19 protein-coding genes are annotated in these 21101 nt (G+C 61.9%); 7 read left to right on the plus strand and 12 right to left on the minus strand.

What is annotated here, in order from left to right; genetic code table 11:
- Positions 1-4 precede the first annotated feature (4 nt).
- On the plus strand, positions 5-826 hold the full coding sequence (locus ACYOEI_RS05230) for a helix-turn-helix domain-containing protein (protein WP_462848272.1): 822 nt from the start codon (positions 5-7) through the stop codon (positions 824-826).
- A gap of 561 nt (positions 827-1387) precedes the next feature.
- Here ACYOEI_RS05230 and ACYOEI_RS05235 read toward each other — a convergent pair.
- From ACYOEI_RS05235 to ACYOEI_RS05245, 3 genes are all read right to left on the minus strand, one after another.
- Positions 1388-1903, minus strand: a complete 516-nt coding sequence (locus tag ACYOEI_RS05235; RefSeq protein WP_462848273.1) for a hypothetical protein — start codon at positions 1901-1903, stop codon at positions 1388-1390.
- 98 nt (positions 1904-2001) lie between these two features.
- Positions 2002-2385 carry a type II toxin-antitoxin system VapC family toxin gene (locus ACYOEI_RS05240; RefSeq protein ID WP_462848274.1) on the minus strand — a complete coding sequence of 128 codons (384 nt, stop codon included), beginning with the start codon at positions 2383-2385 and terminating at the stop codon, positions 2002-2004.
- Complete coding sequence (locus tag ACYOEI_RS05245; RefSeq protein ID WP_462848275.1) at positions 2378-2638, minus strand: AbrB/MazE/SpoVT family DNA-binding domain-containing protein; 261 nt, start codon at positions 2636-2638, stop codon at positions 2378-2380. The genes ACYOEI_RS05240 and ACYOEI_RS05245 overlap by 8 nt, the downstream gene beginning before the upstream one ends.
- Before the next feature lie 229 nt (positions 2639-2867).
- Between ACYOEI_RS05245 and ACYOEI_RS05250 the strand changes: the two genes are divergently transcribed.
- The 4 genes from ACYOEI_RS05250 to ACYOEI_RS05265 all read left to right on the plus strand — a co-directional run bounded on the left by ACYOEI_RS05250 (position 2868) and on the right by ACYOEI_RS05265 (position 7268).
- Positions 2868-3110 carry a type II toxin-antitoxin system Phd/YefM family antitoxin gene (locus ACYOEI_RS05250; protein ID WP_462848276.1) on the plus strand — a complete coding sequence of 81 codons (243 nt, stop codon included), beginning with the start codon at positions 2868-2870 and terminating at the stop codon, positions 3108-3110.
- The gene (locus ACYOEI_RS05255) at positions 3107-3484 is read left to right on the plus strand and encodes a type II toxin-antitoxin system VapC family toxin (RefSeq protein ID WP_462848277.1); all 378 of its coding nucleotides are present in this window, start codon (positions 3107-3109) and stop codon (positions 3482-3484) included. Before ACYOEI_RS05250 ends, ACYOEI_RS05255 begins: the two co-directional genes overlap by 4 nt.
- A 64-nt stretch (positions 3485-3548) precedes the next feature.
- Positions 3549-4472, plus strand: coding sequence for a tyrosine-type recombinase/integrase (locus tag ACYOEI_RS05260; protein ID WP_462848278.1), 924 nt, complete (start codon positions 3549-3551; stop codon positions 4470-4472).
- A 144-nt stretch (positions 4473-4616) separates the two neighbouring features.
- On the plus strand, positions 4617-7268 hold the full coding sequence (locus ACYOEI_RS05265) for a hypothetical protein (protein WP_462848279.1): 2652 nt from the start codon (positions 4617-4619) through the stop codon (positions 7266-7268).
- A gap of 36 nt (positions 7269-7304) precedes the next feature.
- Here the strand turns inward: ACYOEI_RS05265 and arsB are convergent, their stop codons facing one another.
- The 3 genes from arsB to ACYOEI_RS05280 form a co-directional block, all read right to left on the minus strand.
- Entirely contained in the window at positions 7305-8402 is a 1098-nt protein-coding gene (gene arsB / locus ACYOEI_RS05270; protein WP_462848280.1) for an ACR3 family arsenite efflux transporter, read from the minus strand.
- A 2-nt stretch (positions 8403-8404) separates the two neighbouring features.
- Positions 8405-8845: an arsenate-mycothiol transferase ArsC gene (locus ACYOEI_RS05275; protein ID WP_462848281.1), complete on the minus strand. Its 441-nt coding sequence runs from the start codon at positions 8843-8845 to the stop codon at positions 8405-8407.
- 61 nt (positions 8846-8906) lie between these two features.
- Positions 8907-9245, minus strand: coding sequence for an ArsR/SmtB family transcription factor (locus tag ACYOEI_RS05280; protein ID WP_462848282.1), 339 nt, complete (start codon positions 9243-9245; stop codon positions 8907-8909).
- Between the two features lie 293 nt (positions 9246-9538).
- Between ACYOEI_RS05280 and ACYOEI_RS05285 the strand changes: the two genes are divergently transcribed.
- A complete protein-coding gene (locus ACYOEI_RS05285) occupies positions 9539-9748 on the plus strand; it encodes a hypothetical protein (protein ID WP_462848283.1) in 210 nt (69 codons plus the stop codon).
- A gap of 147 nt (positions 9749-9895) precedes the next feature.
- Positions 9896-10609, plus strand: coding sequence for a DUF932 domain-containing protein (locus ACYOEI_RS05290; protein ID WP_462848533.1), 714 nt, complete (start codon positions 9896-9898; stop codon positions 10607-10609).
- Positions 10610-10776: 167 nt separating this feature from the next.
- Here ACYOEI_RS05290 and ACYOEI_RS05295 read toward each other — a convergent pair whose 3' ends face one another.
- The 6 genes from ACYOEI_RS05295 to ACYOEI_RS05320 all read right to left on the minus strand — a co-directional run bounded on the left by ACYOEI_RS05295 (position 10777) and on the right by ACYOEI_RS05320 (position 21008).
- Positions 10777-13584, minus strand: a complete 2808-nt coding sequence (locus ACYOEI_RS05295) for a hypothetical protein (protein WP_462848284.1) — start codon at positions 13582-13584, stop codon at positions 10777-10779.
- A gap of 616 nt (positions 13585-14200) precedes the next feature.
- Positions 14201-15055, minus strand: coding sequence for a copper resistance protein B (locus ACYOEI_RS05300; protein ID WP_462848285.1), 855 nt, complete (start codon positions 15053-15055; stop codon positions 14201-14203).
- Positions 15052-16842, minus strand: coding sequence for a copper resistance system multicopper oxidase (locus tag ACYOEI_RS05305; protein WP_462848286.1), 1791 nt, complete (start codon positions 16840-16842; stop codon positions 15052-15054). The genes ACYOEI_RS05300 and ACYOEI_RS05305 overlap by 4 nt, the downstream gene beginning before the upstream one ends.
- Positions 16843-17103: 261 nt before the next feature.
- Positions 17104-17532, minus strand: a complete 429-nt coding sequence (locus tag ACYOEI_RS05310) for a hypothetical protein (protein ID WP_462848287.1) — start codon at positions 17530-17532, stop codon at positions 17104-17106.
- Positions 17522-20179, minus strand: coding sequence for a MobF family relaxase (mobF, locus tag ACYOEI_RS05315; RefSeq protein WP_462848288.1), 2658 nt, complete (start codon positions 20177-20179; stop codon positions 17522-17524). The genes ACYOEI_RS05310 and mobF overlap by 11 nt, the downstream gene beginning before the upstream one ends.
- Positions 20180-20576: 397 nt before the next feature.
- Complete coding sequence (locus tag ACYOEI_RS05320; RefSeq protein ID WP_462848289.1) at positions 20577-21008, minus strand: hypothetical protein; 432 nt, start codon at positions 21006-21008, stop codon at positions 20577-20579.
- Positions 21009-21101: the final 93 nt, after the last annotated feature.

Raw genomic sequence — 21101 nt, forward strand, 5'->3', positions numbered from 1 at the left:
GGTCGTGGTGACAGGCGAAGGTCCGACGACAGAGCCTTGGGGCCGCACTGTCAAAGTAAGGAAGGGCGTCATCACGTCGCTGCGGATTGAGAAGGGGTGGCGGATCGAAGACCTGGCGCGCAAGGCGATCTGCTCGGTGGGGACCGTGACGAATTGCGAGCGCGGGAAGCCGGTGCTGGTCGTGACGGTAGCGAAGATCGCGAAGGCGCTGGGCGTCGAGGTTCAATCGCTGCTCGAGCGCGACGACCAGGTCGCGAAGGATGCGCCTGACGCGGAGAAGCTCAGCACAGGCTTCATCAAGCTTGGGGCGCAGTTCGAGAGGTTCGACGAAACCTCCGACCTCCTCGCGATCATGGAAGCGGTGACCAAGAAGTTCGGTCCGCATCGCCAGATCGTCGTGCTCTATGTGAGCAAGGGGACCGTCACGATCGGCCTGGGGTTCGCTGGACTCGAAGACTTGAAGACGTTAGGCCGTCTCTTCTGCGCCTACGAACTCGACGAATTGGGCATTTTCGCGGTTGCCTTGCAGGACTATGACGGGATCATCGGAGATCTGGTTGGGTGGATCTTCCAGGGGCAACCTTGGGTGGATTTCCCGCCGGATTCGCTGAGGGAAGGGCTGGAACGCTTGCGGGACCATCCTACGGCGCCCAACAAGTTCAGTTACAAATTCAGCTCGCCCAAGAGGACCTTCTTCGAGGTAGGTTTTGACCCCGATACTGACAGGTGGATCCTGAGCGGAAATGTCGAGACGGAAGAGCAGAGGATCATCCCCGAATTACGAGATCTTCTAAAAGGTGACCACGCAGACGAGGGAGAAGAATGAACGAAGGCGGGCGATACCGCTCTCCAGACTCGAGATAGTCGGCCGCAAGGACTGGATTCACCGCGTCCGCGGCATCGTGGTAGTCACAGGAGTCACCGGCACGGATATGTTTGAGGACGAACCGGGACTCGGGCTTGCCGCAAGGGCCTCGGCTGCTATCGAAACACGGCCTGAGGGGCCGCCTTCACTCTGCACCTGGGAACGGACACCCAGCCATCCACCGACTGTATGAATCAAAGGATCTAATTTTCCCGAACGATACAGCGTTATACCGGTTAAGAAAACCACGGCCCTAAAACCCATGGCGCGCCAGGTCGATCCTTGATTTGATGGTTCACTCATTATTAAATGCGACAATTGTGTTAAAAGTTTATTTCTCGCAAATTACAATCAAGAATCTCGGGTCCAATTTGCGTTCATTCAATTGGAATCTAACAATCCGAAGTCGCCACAGTCCATTCCGGCAAAACCAATAGCAAATGGGTAGGAAATACCCACATTAGCCGCTTGCATGCACATAGACAAGTCGATTGCCAGCCCTGTGGTGTCTCAGCTTGAGCTTCACGAAGAGGGCGTGATCAGCTCCCACGCTTCTCGGTAGGCATCGAGCCACCCGGTTGAGAAATTCGGGTCGTTGGCCAGTTGCGGGTAGTGCGGCAGAAGCCGCCTCATGTCGTGGTCCTGATGGGGACGCCCGGCCTTGCCTGGCGCAGCGAGCCAAGCCTTGTGCGACGTGGCGAGCGTATTGGCCACAATCGCACTCGGCAAAATCCAGCACTGCGGCGCATCGTCTAGCGAACGGCCGAAGTCAACGAAGCAATAGAACAGCAGACCGCGGATCATCGTTTCATGCTTCGCCTTCAGATGCCATCCGCCATCGCTACCGATATCGCGTCGTGCTTTGACCTGGACGGCCGCGAGCGCGCTTCCTACGCGGTCGGAGACGATGATGTCGGCGTCAGGCACGCCGGCAGGTGCCAAAGCGGCTATCTTTCCTCGCCGCAGCAACTGGCACATGACGTAATGCTCGGCTGCGGCACCGGGAATGGTCGAGTTTGAGGGCTTGGGTTTCTGCATCGTTCCTTCCTTAGAAAGACATCAACTGAGATTCAAAGTGAGACACTACCATCAACTCTCTCTTCAACCAAAATAAACCGCTTTATCTATCAATGGCTTCAGCGAAGCTGGATCAACTTCACGGAGAGGCCGCATTCCTCCCATGTCCGATCCGCCGTTAATACAGGGCCTCCCGTCTTGACGCCCAAGGAAAGGCACGCGCGGTCTCCCAAGGATAAGCCGAAAGGCCGGGTCGCTGGCCTCAAGCTGGCGGAAAGACAGGCATGCTCTGCGTCAAAAGGTATAATCTCGCACGGCAATCCAGCGAGCAGTTGGCTCGCTTCCTTGGCAGGTATTCCAGCGTCGATTGATTTCGTTATGACCTCGGACAGGTTGACGGCCGAAATAATTGACCCGGAAATATGCTCCCAGACTATTTGAGAGCCGGACTCTTTGAACAGCAGAGCAAGCAGCGCGGAGGCATCAAGAACCGACCTACTCATGCGAGGCTTCCTCCCGGCGTTCCGCTAGGAGTTCATCCACCAAACTCACTCCGGGAGTCGTGTATCGCGCGACAAATTCCTGTGCCTGACGGATCGTTTCGTCGACCGTCCTGATCTCGATGCCGTGCTCGGTACGGCTGAAGATGACTTCCGATCCGTTCTCGATGCCGAATTCCTTTCGAAGTTCGGCGGGCAGGACGACTCGACCCGATGACACTTTACCCCGGCTGACTGCTCCCATACGCCATTCCATCAATTTTTTGTGTGATATATAGTTAATGCCATAAATTAAAATTCTGGCAAGCAAATTGATTATGCCAAATTGGCTAAATATGGCACAGAATTCCACTCGCGATGGATATTTTCGCATATGAAAGATAAAGGACGTTATCTTTCATATGGTGGCCGCGGGCCGGACTAACTTGGTTGACATAGGAATCAAGTTAGTTCATTATTGGATATAACAAACCATTTGAGGATCTATGGAAATCGCTAACATCCACCAGGCTAAGGCCCAACTATCCCGGCTTATTGAACTCGCGCTCGCGGGCGAAGAAGTACAGATCGCACGATCGGGCGAGCCGTTGGTTCGACTGGTTCCCATTCAGATGGACTCGCAGCCTCGCCAAGGCAACCAGCTCAAGGGGCAAATCTGGATCTCCGAAGATTTCGACGCACCTGACCACGAGACAATTAAACTCTTCGAAGGCGATGAGCAGCCGTGAAGCTCCTGCTGGATACGCACGCCTATCTGTGGTGGCTCTCCGACTCCAGCCAGCTCGCCACCGACGCCCGCATCGCCATTGCAAACCCAAGAAACTTCGTCTTCGTCAGCGCGGCCTCGATCATTGAAATCGCCATTAAGCAGGCGAATGGGAAACTGAGGGTCAACGTGTTCCCTGAGGATCTGATGGAGTCGTGCCGGTTCCGCGAATTGCCGCTCAAGATCGTCCACGCGGCAGCCCTACGAGATCTCCCACCCGTCCACAAAGACCCCTTCGACAGGCTTCTCATCGCCCAAGCGAAGGTTGAAGATATGACCCTCGTGTCGAGAGACGCGGTCCTGTCCGGCTATGACGTACCCATCCTTGCCGCCTGAGTCACCAGGTTCCGGCCTCATCCGCAAGCCTCGGCGGTCGAGCCCGTACGACCCCTCGACGCTCTTGCCCGCAATCCTAGCCAATGCCGGCGACGATGCCGTCACACGATTTGCCGAGTATTTCACCGCCCACATCCGCAACGTCCATACCCGCCGCGCCTACTTCCGCAATGCCATCACCTTCCTGAGTTGGTGCGAAAGTCGCGGCGTCCGCGATATGAAGGACATCCGCCCAATAATGGTCGCGGCCTATATCGAGACACTCGGGAAGACGCACGCCAAGCCCACCGTTAAACAACACTTGGCGACGATTCGGATGCTCTTCGACTGGCTCGTCACCGGCCAGATCATTCCGATCAATCCCGCCCACGCCGTCCGCGGCCCGAAGCACGTCGTCACCAAGGGCAAAACGCCGGTCCTCACCTCAGAGGAGACGCGGACGCTTTTTGACAGCATCCCGCCCGTCTCCATCGTGAATCTGCGGGATCGAGCCCTACTCGCCGCGATGTTCTTCACCTTTGCCCGCGTCGGCGCCGTCGTCACAATGACGGTCGAGGACTACTACCCTCAGGGCAAGCGCATGTGGCTTCGGCTTCAAGAGAAAGGCGGCAAGCAGCACGAGATGCCCGCCCATCACAAGCTCGAGGAATTTCTCGACGCCTACGTCCAGGCCGCTGGAATCGAGGGCGATCGACGAGCCCCCCTATTCCGCACGGCCACACGCAAGGGCGACGCGCTAACCCGGAACGGGATGCTCACCGCCGACGTCTGGCGGATGATACGAAGGAGGGCGAATAAGGCCGGGATCAGGACGGCGATCGGCTGCCACAGCTTCCGGGCCACGGGTATCACTAATTACCTGGAGCATGCCGGCACCCTGGAAAAGGCGCAACAGATGGCCGCGCATGCCAGCCCGCGCACGACCAAGCTCTACGACCGGACGAATGACCAGGTGACCTTGGATGAGGTCGAAAAGATCCAGATCTGACGGAGACGCGGGTTCGCTGCGGGGATTCTATCGAGCTAAGCCATGGAATAACAACAATTCCATTCGTCACAAAACATTAACTTACCTTAATCCGTTAATGTATTAAATTTGAGGGCCAGCTATGTAACAACGCGGTAGTGTTTTGTGTCAGAAGGAACTCGGAAAATTCGCAGCGACATCGTCGGTACTGACGGCGTGGTGCTGCTATTGCACGGCAAAATCGCGAGCGTATTCGACAGCCTCGAGCCGGAACAAAACCTGTTCGACTCCTACAATTACAGCTTGGTCGCGTTGCGCCCGTCCGACCTCGACGACCGCGAGAAGGTGCGAGAGAAGCTGGTGGGCGCACTGAAGGCCGTCGTATCCGGGGAGTTCGACCCGGTCTTTCGCAAGGCGGCTCGCGTCCTGGGCCCGGACGGCCACACCCCGGAGAGTCTCCGGCTCGCCGCCGCGCAGATACTGGCACGACACTTGGGCAGCCCGGAAGAGCTTGACGAGGTGATTCGAGAATTTAAGGCGACCGTCCGAGAGGCGCACCGCCTGGGGGTGAGCCCGTCTGATGACGGCAAGCTCGACGCGCTACGCAGCTACCTGGAGAGCGACAGGTCTCCGCTCACCGCCTCCCTCGATCGTTATCTGGCCGCCGAACGCGTCCCCTTCGTAGTATCCGGCCAAGGCGATGGGGCCCTCCAAAAGAGTCGACGCGGGGGATCCTCCCTCCGCAGGCCATCCGATGCCAGCGCGTTCATCGTCGTCGGGGGTTTCCAGGAGAACGATGCCAAGGCAAGGGGACAGGCAGGTTTCATGCTGAGCCATCTCATTACCGACCAGTTCATAACCGGCAATCTGAAGCTTTCCAGCAATACCGAGCTCGAGCATCTGCCCGGCGTCGACTTTCAGAAGATGAAGTATCAGCTGGGGCGCAAGCGCAAGGAGCTCGCGCAGCACAATCGCAACGCACAACTCCCGATCCGCATGTTCCCCGACGAGAAGACGGCCGCCTTTGTCCGTGCCAACTCCCCCGACACGAGCGCGCGAGCGGCGGCTAGTGATCTACACGATCCCGCCTGCAACCTGGGCGAGGCGCATCACCTGCTCACGCACTACGCTGATGAGGCCGACCGCCATAAGGTCAGCGACCGATTCGACCACGTGGTCCAGTTTCACGACGCGGCGATGGTTCGTCTCAATCAAAAGGCGGAAGAGCATCTCAACGAGGCGCGACTCCCGCCCATGCAGCTCCAAGACCTGCAGGGCTCGCCGGACGCCGACCCGCAACCGGCCGATCGGACGCCACTGACGGCGGACGCAGCCATCGCGCGCGCCGATGGCTTCGCGCGTAACAAGCTGCCCGCACATTACCGTCTGCGGGTGCTGCTCCAGCCCACGCCGGATCATCCCATCATCCTCAATCTGGCAGACGAGGCGGGAAAGCCGGCCATACTCACTATCGTAACCCACGAGCCTGACGCGACGAAAGCTCTCGACCTCAAACGGCGCGTCCAGGCCCACCTCCTCGACATGCCCGGTATCGCTCCCTATCGCGGTCCGATGCGCGAGGGCAGCTACAACGTGGGACAGGATGAGTTCATCCCGTCCGAGCCGGCCCGGAGCCGTGTGACGCCGAAATACGGCGAGTATCGCCTCAAGATGAACTGGGAACGGCCCCGAGAGGAGATCGGCGTCTCGCTCGGGTTGAATTATTCCGCCGACAATCGCGAGGAGGCCGAACGGCGCGCCGAGTTCGTCCGCGAGCAGCTGGAGCAGGCCCGCCGGGCGCATCCCGACGGCGCCCACCTGCCGCTCACCAAGCGCGACCTCGCCGATTCGCTAAAGGCCCATGTGCAGTCCCGGGGCGGGCCCTGGCATGAGCTGACGCACGGGCAGATCGAGCACTTCCCCGCCTCGCTGCGGTTCCCCTTCCGCGGCGCGGGCGACCAGGAGAGCTGGCTGCAGGTCGAGACGCTCCAGACGGACGGCAATCCCAATTACACCTGGGTCTTGCCGCTGCACATCGTGGTGAACGGCCAGCGCCTGTCCAATGCCTCGACCCATGTCAACCTGCACGTCCGCGACCGCCACGCCGCCGAAGAACGGGCAATCGACACCGTGAACCGGCTCATGGAGCAGGTGCGAGCCCTCCCGCCGGGCGCGGGCTGGGCCGTCGACCCCGCCTCCCCAAACACGCTCCAATCCCTCTCCGACGCCGCTCGCGACGCCGCACCCCAATTATTGGACACGAACCGCCTGAAGGACATCCAGAACGAGCTGCGTTTTCCGCACAAGCGCGACCTCTCCGTCCGCGTGGCGCGGACACCGACGCAGGAGCACGGCCGGCTGCGATTCGCCCTCGGATTGTTCCGCGGCGGCCGCCACGGGCTGGCCGAGCCCGTGCTCGAGAATGCCGGCCCCGAGGCACCGCCCAAGCCTGTGGAGCGTGTCTTCTCCGTGCCCGCGAAAGGGGTGGATGACGTCCGGCGCCTAGAGGAGGTCGTCGACCGGACCTTCCAGGCGACGATCGAGGAAGAATACGACCCGAGATCGGCGCGAAATTACGACCGTGAAGGGATGCGCAAGCTGAAGACGCCGCGGCCGTTCAAGCCGGACTATGCCCCCAAGGCCATGGACGACGCGATCCGCTCGCATCTCGGCGAGATCCCCGACATCCTATCCGAGTCCCCGATGCACGCCCGGGCGCGATTGAAGAAGCCAAGGCCCGCGGCTGCAGGCGAGGATGACCGTGGGTTTGCCCGCAGGGTGAACGAAAACGGGACGGGACGCGGCGGACCGGGCTGATTGTGCCCGCAGGGCGACAGGGCCCGAAGCAGGATCTCAATCCTCGATGATCGCGAGAGCCTCGGATGGAAAACACTTGCTCCGTAGGTAGAACGCCACGCTGACCAGGCTGATCAGCACCGGCACTTCGACCAATGGGCCGATTACGGCGGCGAACGCCGCGCCGGAGTCGATGCCGAACACCGCCACCGCGACCGCGATGGCCAGCTCGAAATTGTTCGACGCCGCCGTGAAGGCGAGCGTCGCCGTCTTCGAATAGTCCGCGCCGATCCTGCGGCCCATGTAGAAGGACACCAGGAACATCACCACGAAATAGATCAGCAGCGGCACCGCGATCCTGAGCACGTCGAGTGGGATGCGGACGATGGCCTCGCCCTTGAGCGAGAACATCACGACGATGGTGAAGAGCAGCGATACCAGAGTGACCGGACTGATCGCCGGCATGAAGCTTTGCTCGTACCAAATCCGGCCCTTCGCCCTTAACAGCACCAGCCGCGTCAGCATCCCGGCGACGAAGGGAATGCCCAGATAGATGAACACGCTTTGGGAAATCGTACCGATGGTGATCCGCGACAAATCCACGTCGCCGAACTGGACTCCCACGATCGGCGGAAGCACTTTGATAAAAAACCATGCGTACAGTGAATAAAAGAACACTTGGAACACCGAGTTGAAGGCCACAAGGCCCGCCGCATACTCGGGATCGCCCTTCGCCAGATCATTCCAGACGATCACCATGGCGATGCACCGGGCCAGGCCGATCATGATGAGGCCGATGGCGTATTCTGGCTTATCGGCCAGGAACGCACACGCCAGCCCGAACATCAGCAGCGGCCCGATGACCCAGTTCTGCGCCAGCGAGAGGCCGAGAATCCGCACGTCGCGGAACACCGCACCGAGCTCTTCGTATCGCACCTTGGCCAGAGGCGGGTACATCATCAGCACCAGGCCCACCGCAATCGGTATCGAGGTAGTCCCGACGGAAAGCCGCGTGATGCCGCGCGCCACGCCCGGGAGGAACGTGCCGAGCCCGACGCCGAGCAGCATGGCAGCGAAAATCCAAAGCGTGAGGTAGCGATCGAGGAACGAAAGTCGGCCCTTCGCTTTCGGGCGGCAGGTGGTCGCTTGGCTCATGGTCACTTCCCCTGATCTGCCGCGATTTCCGATAGCAATCCTTCCACCCGCCCACGAATCTGGTCGCGGATTTCCCGCACTCTCTCGATGGGCTTGCCCGCAGGATCATCCAGGCCCCAGTCCTCGGACAAGTGCATCCGGGCCGGGCAGGACGTCGCGTCGACGCCGCAGCCCATGGTGATGATGCGGCTGGCGGAGTCCGCCATCTCCTGCGTCAGTTGCTTCGGCGATTGCCCTTCGAGAGAAAGCCCGATCTCTTCCATGACCTGCACCGCCAGCGGATTGACCCGCTCCCCCGCCTCCGTGCCCGCGGAAAGCCCCCGGACGGCGAGGCCGCGACGCGCGGCGATGGCATTGGTGAAGGCCTCCGCCATCTGCGAACGGCCGGCATTATGCACGCAGACGTATAGCACGTTCGTGTGTTTTGAATGGGTCAGGTGCATCGGGTTCCCTACTATTTGCATCCGCTTACGCGGATATTGTTGGGCAAAAAAATCGGACGCTTCACTCCTCGCAGCAGGCTCTGCGCGCGATCCGCTTACGGTCGCTCTTCGCCCAATCGGCCTTGCCACAATCGTCGAGGCAGTCGAGGAGCTTGCGGTGCACCCCGCCCAGCGGCTTCGCGAGGCGATAATGCACCCAAAGACCTTCCTTGCGTCCCACCACGAGACCCCGCTTCCGCAGGTAGGCCAGGTGTCGGGAGGCCGTCGATTGCGGCAATTCCAACGCCTCATGGAGGTGGCAGACGCAAACCTCGCCATCGGCCAGCAGATTCAGCAGGCGAAGACGGACAGGGTCCGCGAACGCTTTGAAGAGTTCGCTGGCGGCATCCGGTGTGTTCAAAGTCGGTTTTTCCATCCGTGTAGGCGAATATAGTGGGCACTCCGGCGGAGGTCAAGCGGGAAAGATCTCACCTGTCTTGCAGACCGGGCTGTCCGGAAGGGCCTTGCCCTCTTCGTCAAGGGCGCTCCTCCGCAGCTTCCGTGTCCCTGCGCTCCGTGTGCAGCCGCTCCCGTCGTCCCTGTGACGCATTCACCCATTCTATCAATCCGGCACCTGGTGCCGCCGTTGGCCGGTTGAATGTCGCGCGTGACGACATGACCAGCCAACAGGCCATGAGCATCAGGAGACCGACCATGCAGATCGTCCATCGTACCTCCCGCACCGAGAAGCTCGCCTTCACCACCAGGCCCGACGCCGCGACCCGCAGGGCACTTGCCGCCGCTGGGTGGCGCTACAACGGCCTCCACTGGTGGCGGAACGTCAACGAGACGGTCATCCGCAAGCCCAAGGACCTGCCCTCGCTTCTGGCCCCCATCGGCCAGCCCGTGCCCGCCATTGCCTAGACCATCCCGGGGCACGGATGCCCCCTCACCCCAACATTCATCCCGCTCTGGAGAATTGCACCATGACGACCACGACCGCCATCCTTTCCCGCGAAGACATCCTGCACGCCGCCCCGGAGCGTGTTCGCATCCCAACCCTGGCACGGCATGTCCGGAAGATACCGAATGGTCCCGACCATCGAGGTCGTGGACATCCTCGAAGGCCGCGGTTATCACCCCGTGCGGGCCAGCCAGTCCCGGAGCCGGACCCCAGGCAAGGCGGACTTCACCCGACACCTGATCCGCTTCCGGCATGCGGATTCGCTTAGACTCCAGACCGTAGGAGAGGAGACGACCGAGCTTGTTCTCACCAACTCGCACGACGGCAGCTCCGCCTTCCACTTCATGGCCGGCGTCTTCCGCCTGGTCTGCGGCAACGGACTGACCGTGCAATCGGCCGACTTCGGCAGCATCAGCGTCCGACATTCCGGCGGGGATGATCTGCGGGGACGGGTGATCGAAGCGACGCACCGAGTCGCCGGAGAGGCACCCAGAACGCAGGGGATGATCGAAGGATGGAAAGGCATCGTGCTCTCGCCACCCGAGCGGCTTTCGTTCGCTGAGGCCTCGTGGGAGCTGAAGCCCAACCCCAGCATCAAGCCGTCGCACCTCCTGATCCCCCGCCGCATGGAAGATGACCGGCCCGACCTCTGGCACACGCTGAACCGCGTGCAGGAGAACCTCGTCCGGGGCGACCTGCGGGCCGTGAACGCGGGGGGCCGACGCATCCGGACTCGGCCGATCCGTTCCGTCGACGCGGACCTCCGCATCAACCGGGGACTTTGGCGTCTGGCCGACGCGATCGCCGGACCGCAGGGTTGATACACAGGGGCCACGGATGGCCCCGTTTTCCGCTCGCTGCGCTCGCGGCGAGGATGGGCGGCACGGAGTCGTGGGGTAGCTGTGGGCGGGCTGGGTTGATCGAGCGTCGCCGACGGAAGGTTCGCCGTAATTCACAAGCACGATTTCGGAACGACTCGTAACGATCGCTACCTTCCGATATGACCGTTCTTGGGTGGAAATCGTGGTTCGTCCCGCTGGGTCACACCGACGCCGGGAGGTGGAGGCAAGTTGACCTTGAAATCCTTGAATTCCTCCCCGATCGCGGTATCGACCGCCCTCACGAGGAAATTTCTGAATGAGGCAGGCTGATACGGCTTGGGTCGCCTGATGCGTAGTTCGACGGGATTGAAGTTCGCATAATCGCGTTTCAGATAGGCGTCAACCGACATACGGACCCTGTCGACGAACGCGTCCGCACGAGCATGGTCGGCACCGCCATCGCCGCGGACCGGAATGTACACCGTGCGCTCCAACGGTTCTGCGGGCGCATTGGGCGCCACCCTTTCCGAAAAAAGCTCTTCCGTCCGCTGCCCCCGGTGCGTCCTGCGGATGCCCAGCGTGACGGCCAGGAATTTCTTGCCGGCATTCTCCGTCATCAATCGCGGACGGGCTTCCGCCACCTCATGGTCCAGCTCGTAGCGGGCCGCCAGATTACAGATGTCGCGCAGCCGAATGGCATCGACGTCGTGCGGACGCGCCGGGTCGTCCAGTCGCTGGAGCAATTGCCCCTCGTCGTTCAACGCCCATTGCCCCCCGCCGGTGGCCTGGCTCTCCAAGATGCGTTTGATGATCCGGGCTGAGCCGACGAGCCGATCGAGCGTTTTCTCCCCGTCCAGGATGTGGAAGGAGAGTATGCGGCTCGCATTATTGCCGGTAATGGGCTGCCCGTTGAACTCGAAGGCGACACGCGCTTTCCACATCGAAGACGGAGTGCCCTGGAACTTCGGAGGGTAGATGACGAGCGTAGAAGCACCCGGCGTGGGGAAATCCACCCTGATGCGGCGAACACGCTCGTTGGAATAGGGCGATTCGAACGGATATCGGCCCGCCAGCCAATCCGTCACACCTAATCGGGTCGCTACCGCGCCCGCTTGGTGCAAATCCTGGATGTGCTGCCGCAGCACGCCTGCACGCTGATGTACCGCCTCGAGGTTTTCCGGAGTATGGACAAGCCCCAGATTGATGCTGATGGCGGTGTCGTGGGGCGGCCCATACTTCATGAGCAGGTGATACGTGCCCTGCTTCTCTTCGATGACGCCAAGGCCGTTACCATTCGCGGGAATTGCGTCGGGGATGATTTCATCGCCTCCGCCGAACGCGATGCGGCGGTTGTTCAGTTTCCGGTAGGCTTGCACGCCGGGGATCGCCAGGATGCGATCCTCGACCTCCGAGAGCATGGCGGCGCCGTAGACCAGCGAACCGCCCGTCTTGATAGAACGGGAAAGGGGTGGGCGTTGGATGATGATTCCGCCTCCATCGGGATTCTCTCCCCAGCGATACATGCGCAATTCGATGGAGTTCTCTCGCCCCGAGGAGGGGTCGAGGAAGGCACAGAACAATGTGTGCGGCTTGGGCTGCCCCATGGCGGAGTGCACGAAATCTTCCGCCTTTGCCAGGACGGCAGATAGTGGGCGCGCCGACGGCGGGGTGATTCCCTTCGCCTCGAGGGCTTCCAGACTGATTTTCCTGCCGGATGCGATATAGGCGGCGATGATCCTCTCGCCATGGTCTTTGCTGAAACAGTAAGATTCCTGTCCCTTATTGTAGTATTTGACGATCGCGCCGGCTGGGAATTCGAGGCGCATCTTCCTCCCCAGGTAGACCGCTTTTGCATGACCATCGTCGAACTGCTGTTTGACGTCCTTCATCAGCCGGTCGCCAATGCCTATCCCCAGGTCCATCAGGTCTTTGCCGCTGACGCCGCCCGGCGGCTTCGGTTGCCGCTTCTCCGCTGCTATCATCTCGGCCAGCGCCCTTGCGAGCTCGCTCTTCACGGCAAGCCTCATCCCTTTCTGGATATCGGGGATGTGCTTGAAATCATCTTTCGTGAAAACTATCCCTCTGTTCTCGCTTTCGCCTTTGAGTGGATCCAGAGCCTTGGCATAGAGATCGCCGATGATACTTCCTGCCGTGTTGACATCGTCAATTCCTGCGGCCTGATTGAATTCCGTCGCTGTCCAATACCCCGCTCCTTTTCTCTCCACGTCGCGACGGTCTTCTGCAATCGCACACCCAAAAGGACGCTGGATGCCGTAGGCCAACTGTCCCCGCTCGTAATACGGAGCGACCACGCCTTGAGGCATTTCCATTTGCTTGTACACGTAAGATTGATCCGGCGCCGACTCCAAACCCTTGCGTATTTCAAAAATAATGGCCCCGGCCGCGTCATCCTTGATGCCCATCAGCTCAGCCATTTCCTGGCTGGACATCAGATTCTTGGGGATCCCGTCCGTCCGAAGAACATGCGCAATTATTCTCGCACCACTGTCGGGCTTGACCCCGACAGTGGGGGCATTGGGATCGCCGAACAGAACGATGTCTTCTGCCGGTATAACCATCCCGCGGTAAACGGGATTGTTCTTCGATTGCTTGGCTTCTTTCAGTGTTTTCAAGAGATTGTCGACGAGGGTTTCGGGGATGCCGTTGGCGATCAAGTCAAGGCGAGTCCAGGTGTCTGCCGGCTTTTCGCGGGCCCTGTGGGATTGCTCGTAGGCTTGGAGCACGGCGGGTGCATATCGGGCGGAGACCCCATAGCCATTTTTGCCATAACGAGAAAGATCTACCAGTGCATCCCTTGGCATGGTCGCCGTCCGGTAGGCAAGCTCCCCCGCATCGGCCTCGGCCTGATCCCTGAGCTCCCGAATCATCCTCGAGAATGCTCGTTGTGGCATTCCTTTCGCCACAAAATCCTTCAGCGACCAAGCAATTGCTTTGTCGTCAGCAACCTCGTCCATTCCCACTTACCATGCAAAACGTCGGCTGTTCGGTCGTTCGGGCTTCCCGGAATTTCCGCCACGATTAATTGTATTTTATTATCTATTAGAATATAAGTCAAAATATAGTTAATTATTCGAGTTTGGCAGAAAGGGTCGCTAGCTTTATCAAAAGCTTGTCTTACCATCCTAATGGTTCGGACGACTCAACCTTTGAGGGAATGATCTCGAGGCCGCAAGCATCCCGGCTCCCTAACCGCTCCCGTAGGCCTCTCCGCTTAAATTCCGGGCGGGCGGGGGATCGAGCGTCTTCAATCGGGCCCGTCCGGGCACGTGGGCAGCGACAGAAGCCCGAAGACCAGCGGCGAGACGAGGACGGACAGCGGGGACGTCCCCGCCATTCCGATGGAGGCCATGGCCGTGAGCGTCCCGGCCGCCGTCAACCGACCATGTTGCCATCATCCTACGATGACGCCGGCGCAGCGAAAGCCGATGCCGGTCACCACACCACGGCTGCCGCGAGGTCGTGCGGGTTGTCCTTGGGTATTACACGCGAGGGGAAACAAAGTTAGTACATGATTTTGTGATGCTGGCGCGTATGTGCGGTTGCCCGCCCCACGCAGGGGCGGCGGAGCGATCAGAACCAGACCCTCAGCCCCGTCGAGAAATAGGTCGAATTGATGTCGCTGCGGTCGGCTCGCTTCACGCTCGCCGTCTCGCCGAGGTCGCGCCGCCAGTTGACGCCGACATAGGGCGCGAACTTCCGGGTGATCTGGTAGCTGACGCGCATCTCCAGCTCCACGTCGTTGAATCCGGAGCCGGTATTGTATCGGGGCGCGTCCTGGAGCGCCAAATTGGTTTCCAGCCGCGGGATGACCTGCAGTCGCTGCGTCAGCAGGAAGGTGTGCTCGACCTCCAACTTCGCGGAAGCGTCGCCGTCCTCGCTCAGATAGGCCGTGGCGTCGACCTTGAAGATGTACGGGGCGAGCCCCTGCACGCCCGCCGCCAGGAACGTGCGGGCGTCGTTGGGCTTGAAGTCGTGCTTGAGGCCGAGCTGCGTATCCCAGAATGTGGCGAAGGTGTGGTTCCAGTAGACCTCCACGTTGGCGTCCTTCGTCCGGCCTTCCGTGGCGACCTGGCCCTCGGATTCGATGAAGAGCTTGTCGTAATCCGTGCCGTACCAGGAGTCGACGTCCCACAAATAGGTGGGGTGGTTCCCGTCGGTGCGATATTCCATGCGGTCGCCGAGGAACTGGAAGAAGGGCTCGTTGTCGTCCATGTCCATGCCGCCGACATCTTCTTGCGACTTGCCGGGGGCGACCTCGGCGTATTTCGGAGTCGGCTTTTTCGGCATCTTCGGCGCCGCGGAACGATCGCCGGCCGGCGGCATCGTCATGCCGCCGTGATCCTGCATCTGCATCGCCCCGCCCCCTTGCGCGAAAGCCGGGGAGCCGATCGCCGTCGCGAGGAGCATCGCCAGGACCCGGCTCATGCCACCCTCACGACCTGGAACATCCCGGCTTCCATGTGGTAGAGCAGGTGACAATGAAACGCCCAGTCGCCCTTCTCGATCGGGGTGATGCGGACCGACAACGCCTCACCCGGCTTGATCAGGATCGTGTGCTTGAAGGGCAGCTCCTCGTTTCCGCGTCCCGTCTCCAGCTGCATCCACATGCCATGCAGGTGCATCGGGTGCTCCATCATCGAGTGGTTGACCATGTAGAGCCGCAGCCGCTCGTTGTGGCGGAAGAGATACGGCCCGGGCTGCTCCGTGAACTTCTTGCCGTCGAGCGAGAACATGAAACGCTCCATGTTCTCCGTGATGTTGATGGTGAGCTCGCGCTCGACGGTCGCCTTGTAGGGCTGGGGTTCCGCGGATATCAGGTCCTTGTAGGTCAGCACCTTCCACCCGTCCTTGCCCAGGCCGATGCCCGGCTCGTCAATGCGGCTCATCGGATGCATCACCGTCATGTTGACGTTGGGGTCGTTCTTCTCCGGCATGAAGGGCTTGGGCCCGTTCGGTCCGGCGGGATTGTCCATCTCCATCATCATGTGCTTCTCGTGCATCTCCATCATCATGCCGTCGTCCATGCCGCCGAAATATTTCCCCTTCATCATCCCCATGCCGATGTCCTCCAGCCTGCGGTCGGGCACCGGGCGGAGGCCCGGCACCTCGGACGACATGCCAGGCGCCGGCGCCAGCGTGCCGCGCGTGAAGCCGCTGCGGTCGAGCGACTCGGCGAAGATGGTGAAGGCCCGGTGTTCCCGCGGGCGGACGAGCACGTCATATGTCTCGGCCGCGCCGATGCGGATCTCGTGGCAATCCACCGGCCTGACCGCCTGGCCGTCGGCCGTCACCACCCGCATGTCGAGGCCGGGGATGCGGACGTCGAAATTGGTCATGGCGGAGGCGTTGATGAAGCGAAGGCGCACGGTCTCACCGGGTTCGAACAGGCCCGTCCAATTCATGTCCGGCGAATGGCCGTTCACCAGGTAGGTGTAGATCGAGCCCGTGACGCTCGACAGGTCGCGCGGGCTCATGTTCATCTTGCGGAACGGCAGCAACTCGGCATTGGCCTCCCCGAAGCCCATGTCCCGGACGTCGCGGAAATAATCTTGAATGGTCCGCTGATAATAGACGTAATATTCCGGCTCCAGGTTGATATTGCGGTAGATCGTCTCGGGGTCTTCGAACGTCCAGTCGGAGAGCAGCACGACGTGCTCCCGGTCGTAATGGAAGGGCTCAGGATGCTTGGGGTCGATGATGATCGGGCCGTAGGCGCCGCTCTGCTCCTGGAAGCGCGAATGGCTGTGATACCAGTACGTCCCTGCCTGCTTCACGGTGAAACGATAGCGATAGGACTCGCCCGGCGGGATGCCCTTGAAGCTCAGGCCCGGGACGCCGTCCATGCGAGGCGGCACCAGCACGCCGTGCCAGTGCAGCGAGGCGTGCTGCGTGTCCTCGAGGTGATTGCTGACGTCCAGCGTCACCTCGCTGCCTTCGCGCCAGCGGAGGAGCGGGGCTGGCACCGTGCCGTTGACCGCGGTGGCCCGACCTTGCTTCCCGTCGATGGTCAGGACCGCATAGCGGAACGCCAGCTCGAATTGGTTCCGGGGCGTGTAGCCCGCGAGGCCTTCGTGCAGGTTACGCGGGGATGCCAACGCCCATGCGGGCAGCGGCAGCAAGCCCTGCAGGCTCGTGACGAAGATGCCCGCGCCGAATCCTTTCAGGAAGCGACGGCGGGAAATCGAGCGGGAAAGCAGCGGGTTTTCGGTCATAAACTCATTGCAGGATAATCCATATCGTCCGTAAATGCGGTGAAACTACACGGCCGTCGCATAAATTTTCCATGAGTATTTTATGAACCAATCGCATGTGCAATCCGGCGGCGGGCAACTTCGCGTCGGCGATCCGCCGCGTGGCCGCAAGCCTCGTTCCGACATCGACGGGACGGGACCACGCCGAGCTCCTCCCGCGGCCAGACCTCCGGACGAGCGCGCCACCACCTGAGCACGCATCCCGGTCGTTTTTTGCGCAGATCACTCGGCTTCCGCGAACTCGAAGCGTTCCACGACCGTGTCACTCTCGGCCGCGACCAGGAGCTCCGCCTCGCCCAGCTCGCGCACCCAGGGCACGCGTCGATTCTGGATGCCCCGGAGCAGCTGTATGCCCGGCGTCAGCTCGTCGGCGAGGCCCCGCCCTTCGATGCGGACCGTATCGCCGTCGAATTGCATCGTGATGCCCTCCGACGGGTCGAAGCAGACCTTCCGCAGCAGGGCATAATCATAGGCCACGCTGCGACCGTCCTTCCGGCGGAATTCGAGCATCGGGGACCGTTCCCGCAAGCCCCTCAGCCAACCGTAACAGCCGATGTCCTCGACCGGATCGTCGCCGATCTCGAGCGGATCTTCCCTGGCCCCGAGCGGGCTGCGCGGGCCCGTATATCGCTTGAGGACGCTATCGCTCATGCTGTCGCTCCTGCTCCGGAGTGCGGGCCGGGAGCCGCGTGACGAGCCGCCGACGCTCGGCCTCCCTCTGCCTCTGCCTCTGCCGAATCTTACGCTCCCTGTCGACGGGGAGCGCCCCGAGCAGGTCCCTCGCCGCCATCTGATGCTCGGAACGCGCAAGCTGCACCCGCAGGGCCGCCTTGTCGTTCGTGTACACCGTGACCGCCTTCCGGCCCCGCGAGCAGCTCACGTAGAACTGCTCGCGGGAGGTCGCCGCGAATGAGTCAGCCGACTGCCCGACGAGGACCCGATCGACCGTCTTGCCCTGCGCGGCGTGCGAGGTGACCACATAGCCGTAATCGATATGGCCGAAATCCCTGGCGATCCTCCATCCGTTCTCAAGGATGAGGCCGCCGTCGGGATCGAAGTCGCGGACCCTGTGCAAATCCCCGTTGTGGAGCGCGTGCTTCCGGTCGGCCGTAGACCCGTTCCGCGTGACCCGGATCACGTCGCCCGGCGCGAGCGATAGTTTTCCACGGTGGAAAACCTCGAATCGGTCCGCCATGCCCGCGGGCGGCAAGACCCCTCCCCCGACGTCCACCCGCTGGCCTTTGCGGAACCCCTTGGCATTCTGGTGGAACTGCAGGACGTCGCCGGGCCAATACTGGGCCGGATCGTCTTTCTCCGCCTCCGTCAGCTGCCTGCTGGACAGCGCGAAGACCTCGCGGCCGTCACCCTCCAGACGGCCCTCCTCGCGCAACGCGATGCGGATCTCGCAGGTGATGCGGTCCTTCTCTACATGCGTGGGCGACACCACCAAAGCCGAATCGCCCGCCTTCACGGCCTCGATATATTCGGCCGCGAGCCGCTTGTCGCGGTCCCCCTCCCCGACCTCCCGGATCCAGCCAAGGCCGTCCAGCCGGTCGAAACCTTCCTCCACCCGCCCTTCGCTCAGGAATTTGATCGCCTCCTTGTAGAGACCCTTCTGGCGGCGGATGTCGCGGACCTCGGCCGGCACGATCCCCGCCTCCTCCTCGAGCAGCCGCAGCGGCGAGCCCCGCTCCACGGCCCTATGCTGGCGGCGGTCGCCGGAAAGCACGACGCGGGCATCGGCCCGTCCCGCCAAGTCGAAGACGCGCGCCATTGTCTTCGAGCCGAGGAGGCCGGCCTCGTCGATCCAGATGACCTGGCCGCGAACCCGTTCCTGCAGAGAGACGTCCGCCAGCAGCCGCGACACCGTGTCGGCGGTGTCGAACCCCTCCTGGCGCAGCACGCCTCGGCTCGCCCCGGCCGTCGGGGCGAAGACGAATAACTCCTTGCCCCCCTCCCGGATGCCGTCGGCCGCCTCCTGCATGAGCGAGGTCTTCCCCACGCCCGCCGCGCCGCGGACTACAATGACGCGGTCGCGCGAGCCCAGAACATGGCGGACCGCGCGCCGCTGGTCGTCGCCCAGCCAATCACGCAGCAGCGGTCGGGCCGGGTCGCCCAAGGGCCTGCGCGTGCCCCGGCCCGTGCGGGCGAAGTCGATCATGCGGCGCTCCTCCGCGAGCACGAAGGACGTCGTGGCCATCCTGCGGCCCTTGACCGTCCCGATGATGAGTTCCGCGGGCAACGGCGACCGGGTGACTTCGTCAACGGCCGCCTGGCCCACCGAATGCTTGAGGGCCTCGGCGAAGAGCTGCCGTTCCGGCACGACGGAGTTGCGTTCGAAGGAATGATCGATCGCAAACCGCATCGCCGCGGCCACGGCCCTGTCGTCGCGCGTCCGTGGCACCGGCACCGCCGCCTGCCGCACCCGCGCGAGGGCGTGGAGCTCATCGCTCGTGAGCCGGCCCTCCCATTCCGCGAGCAACTCCGCACGAGACAGGTTCTTGGCCTTTCGCTCGCGCGTCTTCGCCCCGAGTTGGTCCTTCCTCGCGTCGTCGTGGATCCCTTCCTCCCGCGCCGCCTTCTCGATCACGTCCCGCCTTCGCGAGAATGCGTCGATCACCGAGCCCGGCACGCCTTCGACCTCCCAGCCCTTGGCCGTGCGGCGGACGGCGTAGCCCGCCTTCGAGAGCCGATCGGCCAGGTGCGAGTGGAACACCGCCTGGAAGTAGGGAGCGTCGCGTTTGATGTCCCGGAATTGCCCGGCCTTCCAGACTCCCTCCTGGGAGTCCCAGGTTGCGTTAAACGCGAAGCAGTGGGCGTGCAGGTGCGGGTCGGGCACCCCGTCCACCGGCCGGGTTGTGAAATGGACGAACTCGCCCCAGACGAGATTGCCCGTCGTGCGATCCGCATATTTCCCGCCCTTGCGCACGCGCGTCTGCGCCTCGGCCTCGACGTCGTCCATAGTCCGCCTCACGGACGCGGTGAAGGCGTCCAGGATGCGTTCGTCCCCGGTCAGGCCGTACAGGGCGGAGACGCTCTTGGGCACGTGGAAATTGATGTCATAGCCGACGGTGCGGTTATCCTTGCTCCGCAGCGTGAGCGGCTCGTACGTCATGGGATGGCGGTTGTCGCAGAGCGACTCCCAGGCGGGCCGGGCCACCTCGCCAGAGAGGCCGAGCAGCGCCGCGCCCTTGCCGCGCCACAGCCCCGCCAGCTCCTGGCCGTCGACGAAGTAGTCGGCCGTGCTGTAGTAACTCTTCGCGCCCGTGGCCGAGGTATTCTGGATGATTCGCAACATGCCCGCAACAAGTGATCGGTGGCGTCTCGACTGGTCTTGCTACGTCCTTGCATCCCCAGATTCGCCGTCTTTTGCGGCGATTGTGCGAGGATCCCGTCCCGTTTCAGACAAGTGGGATCTCGTGGACGACGCTATGACCATTATTCGGGTAGGTCAAGCGGAATCGTTATATCTCACGTGGTTAGAATGTGGAAATTGTGCCGGGGCGGGACGTGCGGACAGGCGGCAAGGTCGATGCCCCCGCCGGCGGATGGCTGGCGTTGCGATGGAGCGGTTAGAATGCCGGGCGGGGGGACGGAGGGACGCTCGCGCGAGACCACGCGATCGCCGCATGGAGGCCACCATGGCGTCCCTGCAAGACCTCATTAGATCGCTTCGCCGATGATATAGACCGTCCTTACGGCTTGTGCACCGTCAACTCGTCGCAGAGGCGCTTCATCTTCGCGGCGCTCTCGACCTGCCGGGGATCCATGGACCGGGTATTGTCATCGACTGACATCTTGCATTCCCGATCCAGCATCGCGTGCTGCTCCTCGGACGTCATCCCCGACGAGTTTGCCTGTGTCAGCTTGTGGCACACACGCTTCAAACGCAGGGTCTGGTCGGTATCATTGCGTTCGTCGTACAGGACGTCTTTCGGGGTGTGAAGCTCCTTGCGCGTCTTGCCGCCGACCTCGCGTGCGTCATCGTCGCACATCTCGTGCAGGACCTTCTGCCGGCGTTGTTCGGACCTGCCCGCTTGGTCGCCGCCGCCTACCCCCGAGGAAAGCGAGGTACAAGCCGCGAGCGACAGGGCGCCAGCTACCAGTATGAGCCTTTTAAGTTTCATCTCGATCTCCTTCTTGGTTTTTACTAAATAATGCATATTAGTTATAAATTCAATGAATTATTCATTCATCGGGGGGGCGAGGCGACCATTTCG

It is taken from the genome of Singulisphaera rosea (genome assembly GCF_054877945.1).

What these genes read in the sequence shown, in the direction of transcription:
- ACYOEI_RS05235 (WP_462848273.1), bottom strand. Translation starts at nt 1,903, where the DNA reads ATGCAGAAACCCAAGCCCTCAAACTCGACCATTCCCGGTGCCGCAGCC.
- ACYOEI_RS05240 (WP_462848274.1), bottom strand. Translation starts at nt 2,385, where the DNA reads ATGAGTAGGTCGGTTCTTGATGCCTCCGCGCTGCTTGCTCTGCTGTTC.
- ACYOEI_RS05245 (WP_462848275.1), bottom strand. Translation starts at nt 2,638, where the DNA reads ATGGAATGGCGTATGGGAGCAGTCAGCCGGGGTAAAGTGTCATCGGGT.
- ACYOEI_RS05250 (WP_462848276.1), top strand. Translation starts at nt 2,868, where the DNA reads ATGGAAATCGCTAACATCCACCAGGCTAAGGCCCAACTATCCCGGCTT.
- arsB (WP_462848280.1), bottom strand. Translation starts at nt 8,402, where the DNA reads ATGAGCCAAGCGACCACCTGCCGCCCGAAAGCGAAGGGCCGACTTTCG.
- ACYOEI_RS05275 (WP_462848281.1), bottom strand. Translation starts at nt 8,845, where the DNA reads ATGCACCTGACCCATTCAAAACACACGAACGTGCTATACGTCTGCGTG.
- ACYOEI_RS05285 (WP_462848283.1), top strand. Translation starts at nt 9,539, where the DNA reads ATGCAGATCGTCCATCGTACCTCCCGCACCGAGAAGCTCGCCTTCACC.
- ACYOEI_RS05290 (WP_462848533.1), top strand. Translation starts at nt 9,896, where the DNA reads ATGTCCGGAAGATACCGAATGGTCCCGACCATCGAGGTCGTGGACATC.
- ACYOEI_RS05295 (WP_462848284.1), bottom strand. Translation starts at nt 13,584, where the DNA reads ATGGACGAGGTTGCTGACGACAAAGCAATTGCTTGGTCGCTGAAGGAT.
- ACYOEI_RS05300 (WP_462848285.1), bottom strand. Translation starts at nt 15,055, where the DNA reads ATGAGCCGGGTCCTGGCGATGCTCCTCGCGACGGCGATCGGCTCCCCG.
- ACYOEI_RS05305 (WP_462848286.1), bottom strand. Translation starts at nt 16,842, where the DNA reads ATGACCGAAAACCCGCTGCTTTCCCGCTCGATTTCCCGCCGTCGCTTC.
- ACYOEI_RS05310 (WP_462848287.1), bottom strand. Translation starts at nt 17,532, where the DNA reads ATGAGCGATAGCGTCCTCAAGCGATATACGGGCCCGCGCAGCCCGCTC.
- mobF (WP_462848288.1), bottom strand. Translation starts at nt 20,179, where the DNA reads ATGTTGCGAATCATCCAGAATACCTCGGCCACGGGCGCGAAGAGTTAC.
- ACYOEI_RS05320 (WP_462848289.1), bottom strand. Translation starts at nt 21,008, where the DNA reads ATGAAACTTAAAAGGCTCATACTGGTAGCTGGCGCCCTGTCGCTCGCG.